Origin of the sequence: Pseudomonas sp. R62 (assembly GCF_000257605.1) — a bacterium.
Classification (GTDB): Bacteria; Pseudomonadota; Gammaproteobacteria; order Pseudomonadales; family Pseudomonadaceae; genus Aquipseudomonas; species Aquipseudomonas atacamensis.
On sequence record NZ_JH635998.1, the window covers coordinates 1 to 3,585 of the forward strand.

Annotated in this window: 6 protein-coding genes; 4 read left to right on the forward strand and 2 right to left on the reverse strand. The window is 57.5% G+C overall.

The features are described 5' to 3' along the window. Positions 1-64: 64 nt before the first annotated feature. Positions 65-952 (forward strand): threonine/homoserine exporter RhtA, encoded by an 888-nt coding sequence (gene rhtA / locus OQK_RS01510; RefSeq protein WP_016770790.1) that lies wholly within the window; start codon positions 65-67, stop codon positions 950-952. A 169-nt stretch (positions 953-1,121) separates the two neighbouring features. Beyond that, positions 1,122-1,403 carry a hypothetical protein gene (locus OQK_RS01515; protein ID WP_016770791.1) on the forward strand — a complete coding sequence of 94 codons (282 nt, stop codon included), beginning with the start codon at positions 1,122-1,124 and terminating at the stop codon, positions 1,401-1,403. On the opposite strand, the gene OQK_RS01520 is transcribed toward OQK_RS01515, so the two are convergent. Beyond that, entirely contained in the window at positions 1,404-1,973 is a 570-nt protein-coding gene (locus OQK_RS01520; protein ID WP_016770792.1) for a TetR/AcrR family transcriptional regulator, read from the reverse strand. 91 nt (positions 1,974-2,064) lie between these two features. Here OQK_RS01520 and OQK_RS01525 point away from each other — a divergent pair, with 91 nt between their 5' ends. Together OQK_RS01525 and OQK_RS01530 are read left to right on the forward strand one after the other, a co-directional pair. Further along, positions 2,065-2,793, forward strand: coding sequence for an SDR family oxidoreductase (locus OQK_RS01525; protein WP_016770793.1), 729 nt, complete (start codon positions 2,065-2,067; stop codon positions 2,791-2,793). 41 nt (positions 2,794-2,834) lie between these two features. Then, positions 2,835-3,431 (forward strand): 2-hydroxychromene-2-carboxylate isomerase, encoded by a 597-nt coding sequence (locus OQK_RS01530; RefSeq protein ID WP_038861067.1) that lies wholly within the window; start codon positions 2,835-2,837, stop codon positions 3,429-3,431. A gap of 44 nt (positions 3,432-3,475) precedes the next feature. Here OQK_RS01530 and OQK_RS31935 read toward each other — a convergent pair. Beyond that, the coding region (locus tag OQK_RS31935; protein ID WP_162098714.1) for a M24 family metallopeptidase C-terminal domain-containing protein at positions 3,476-3,585 on the reverse strand (110 nt) is incomplete at its 5' end.

The window sequence follows — 3,585 nt, forward strand, 5'->3', positions numbered from 1 at the left end:
AATGCGCAGTATATTGCCCACTACCACAACAATACTGTGTTTTTGCCTTGGATGCTGCCGCGCAATGAATGATCAACCTCGCTCCCTTGCTTCCACATTGTTTCCGGTTTGCCTACTCATGATAGCCATGGCGTCCATCCAGTCGGGCGCTTCTCTGGCCAAAAGCATGTTCCCCATTATCGGCGCACAAGGAACAACCACTCTTCGCTTGATCTTTGCCAGCGTGATCATGCTGCTGATACTGCGCCCATGGCGTGCAAAGCTGACCGCCAAGTCTCTTCGTACCGTCATCGTCTACGGAATGGCATTGGGTGGAATGAACTTCCTCTTTTATATGTCGCTGCGCACAGTGCCGCTGGGCATCGCCGTTGCGCTGGAATTCACCGGCCCTCTGGCTGTAGCTATATATGCCTCTCGCCGCGCCATCGATTTTGTATGGATTGCGCTTGCTGCGGCCGGCTTGCTTCTATTGATACCTACCGGGGCAACCACTGCCGGCATTGATCTGGTCGGAGCGGGTTATGCGCTGGGCGCCGGAGTGTGCTGGGCGCTGTACATTCTGTTCGGGCAAAAGGCCGGCGCCGACAACGGGGTGACGACGGCAGCCCTCGGCGTGATGATCGCCGCGCTGTTCGTGGCGCCGATCGGCATTGTTCATGCCGGCGCTGCGCTGCTTACACCATCGCTGATTCCGATCGCTATCGGCGTCGCCATTCTGTCCACCGCCCTGCCCTATACCCTGGAGATGGTCGCCCTGACGCGTATGCCCGCGCGCACCTTCGGCACGCTCATGAGTATCGAACCGGCCTTCGGAGCATTGTCAGGTCTGCTTTTTCTCCAGGAATACCTTTCATTGTCACAATGGCTGGCCATCCTGTGCATTATTCTGGCGTCAGTGGGCGCAACCATGACCATGGGCAGCGGAGCAAAGCCTGCTGTCGCGGCCGACTGAAGCGTAATAGAAAGTGGGGTCTGGTAATTGGCGCTCATTTAGGCCATGTTTAGCTTCGTAACCCATCGCCAGGCATGGATTTTTTCGCAAAGGACGGCACAACGCTGCAAACGCGAGCGAATACAGGCAGACCCGAGCACCAGACTCGCGGCCGCTATTAAGGATGGTAATGAAACGAATTTTGCTATTGATCGCCCTGCTGGCGATCGCGAGTTGCGCAGCGACCTCGGAAACCCAGGTCAAACGCGGCAAGAAGGGGCTGCACATCAACTGTTCCGGACTTTCATCCTCATGGGACAAGTGCTACACCAGCGCCGCCAATTCCTGCGCGCCCAAGGGTTACAAGGTGATCGCCAAATCCGGGGACACCGTAGAAGAACCTGGCGATTATCCGTTCGGCCTGAACCCCGCCGGTTATACCAGCCGCAGCATGATCGTCATCTGCAAATAACTACTCGGCTCGTGGCAAAGCGAGCTGACGCGTAATTTCCTCGTGACTCGAGCGCAACACCGTACGCTGCACGTCCGGTGTTGCCAGCATCCGCGCGACCACCAATGCACCCACGCATTGCGACAGCACCGACCAGGCCAGACTCTCGCTTTCCAGTATCTCGGCCCAGCCCTGCTGAAGGCGGCAGATCCATTCTTCAGCCTGCTCACGCACCTGTACATCGGCACGGGCAATCTCCGCGCCCAATGTCGGCAGCGCGCAACCGGCCTCCGGTTGCTCGACATGGGCCATGCTCAGGTACTGCTTCAGACAACGCTCCAGCCGCTGCCGATCTGCACCGCCCTGGCCACCAAGGCGCTCAAGACTTTCACTCAACTCTCGCTCGACGATGGCAGCGAACAGCGCATCCTTGGATGAAAAGTGGCTGTAGAACGCGGCGCCACTCAAACCGATGGCTTTCATCAGGCCATCCACGCCCACCGTGGAAAACCCCGATTTCTTTGCCGACAGCGCGCTGCTTTGCAGCAATCGTTCGCGGGTTTCCGATTTGTGTCCGGCCGAATAACGCATGTCATCTCCTGAAGTAGATCGCCTTGACGCTGCCCGAATCCTAGCATAACGTTCGTTAACTAAACGATCGTTAACCAAAAGGGATTCACCCATGAATAACAAGAAGGTCGTGTTGGTTGTCGGTGCCGGTGATGCCACCGGCGGGGCAATTGCCAAGCGCTTTGCCAGTGAGGGGTTTATAGCCTGCGTGACCCGGCGCAGCGCCGACAAATTGCAGCCTCTGGTTGACGCAATCATCGCTGAGGGCGGTGAGGCCCATGGTTTTGCCTGCGATGCGCGCAAGGAAGATGACGTCATCGCCTTGATCGAAGATATCGAAACCCGCGTCGGCCCGATCGAGGCCTTTGTCTTCAACATCGGCGCCAACGTGCCCTGCAGCATTCTCGAAGAAACCGCGCGCAAATATTTCAAGATCTGGGAGATGGCCTGCTTCTCCGGTTTTCTCAATGCCCGTGAAGTGGCCAAGCGCATGGTCACTCGGCAGCGCGGCACGATTCTGTTCACTGGTGCCACGGCCGGGCTGCGCGGTGCTTCTGGATTTGCCGCTTTCGCCGGAGCCAAACACGGCATCCGCGCACTGGCGCAAAGCATGGCGAGAGAGTTGGGGCCGATGAACATCCATGTCGCCCACGTCGTAGTTGATGGTGCGATCGATACCGACTTCATCCGCAACAGCTTTCCCGAGAAATACGCGACCAAGGATCAGGACGGCATTCTCGATCCAGGGCACATCGCTGAAAACTATTGGTATCTGCACAGTCAGCCACGGGATGCCTGGACCTTCGAGCTGGACCTGCGCCCATGGAACGAACGCTGGTAAGCCCTCCCCCCTCATTACAACAATAAGAGAGCGATTTGATCATGACGAAAACCGTAGAATTCTATTTCGACCTCGGCAGCCCCACCACCTATCTGGCGCACACCCAGCTAGCGAAAATCTGCGCCGATACCCAGAGCGAACTGATCTACATCCCGATGCTGTTGGGTGGCGTGTTCAAAGCCACCGGCAACGCTTCGCCGGCAATGATTCCGGCCAAGGGCCGCTACATGTTTCAGGACCTCGATCGCTTCGCCAAACGCTACGGCGTACAGCTCAGATTCAATCCGCACTTTCCAATCAACACGCTGATACTGATGCGTGCCGTCACTGGCATGCAGATGCGCCAGCCGCAGCGTTTCGCCGAGTTCGTCGATTGCCTGTTCAAGGCGCTTTGGGTAGAAGGCCGTAACCTCAACGATCCGCAAACCGTTGCCGCCGTGCTGACTGAAAACGGCTTCGACCCCCAAGAGATAATGGCGCTGACCAACGATGAATCAGTAAAAGCCGCACTCAAGGAAAACACCGAAGCCGCCATCAAGCGCGGCGTTTTCGGTGCCCCCAGCATGTTCATTGGCGATCAGTTGTTCTTCGGTCAGGATCGACTCGACTTCGTAGAAGAGGCATTGCGCCAGGATTGAAGCCGAGACCCAAGGCACCGCGAGCGGCGCCTTGGGCAAATCGATCAAATGGCCACAGTGCGCTCGTTCAGCCAGCTCAGCGCCGCGCCATCCAACAACGGACTCAGACGCTCGCGTACTTCGCTGTGATAAGCATTGAGCCACTGCTTTTCTT

Coding starts and splice junctions, on each gene's coding strand:
- rhtA (WP_016770790.1), top strand. CDS start 65: ATGAATGATCAACCTCGCTCCCTTGCTTCCACATTGTTTCCGGTTTGC.
- OQK_RS01515 (WP_016770791.1), top strand. CDS start 1,122: ATGAAACGAATTTTGCTATTGATCGCCCTGCTGGCGATCGCGAGTTGC.
- OQK_RS01520 (WP_016770792.1), bottom strand. CDS start 1,973: ATGCGTTATTCGGCCGGACACAAATCGGAAACCCGCGAACGATTGCTG.
- OQK_RS01525 (WP_016770793.1), top strand. CDS start 2,065: ATGAATAACAAGAAGGTCGTGTTGGTTGTCGGTGCCGGTGATGCCACC.
- OQK_RS01530 (WP_038861067.1), top strand. CDS start 2,835: ATGACGAAAACCGTAGAATTCTATTTCGACCTCGGCAGCCCCACCACC.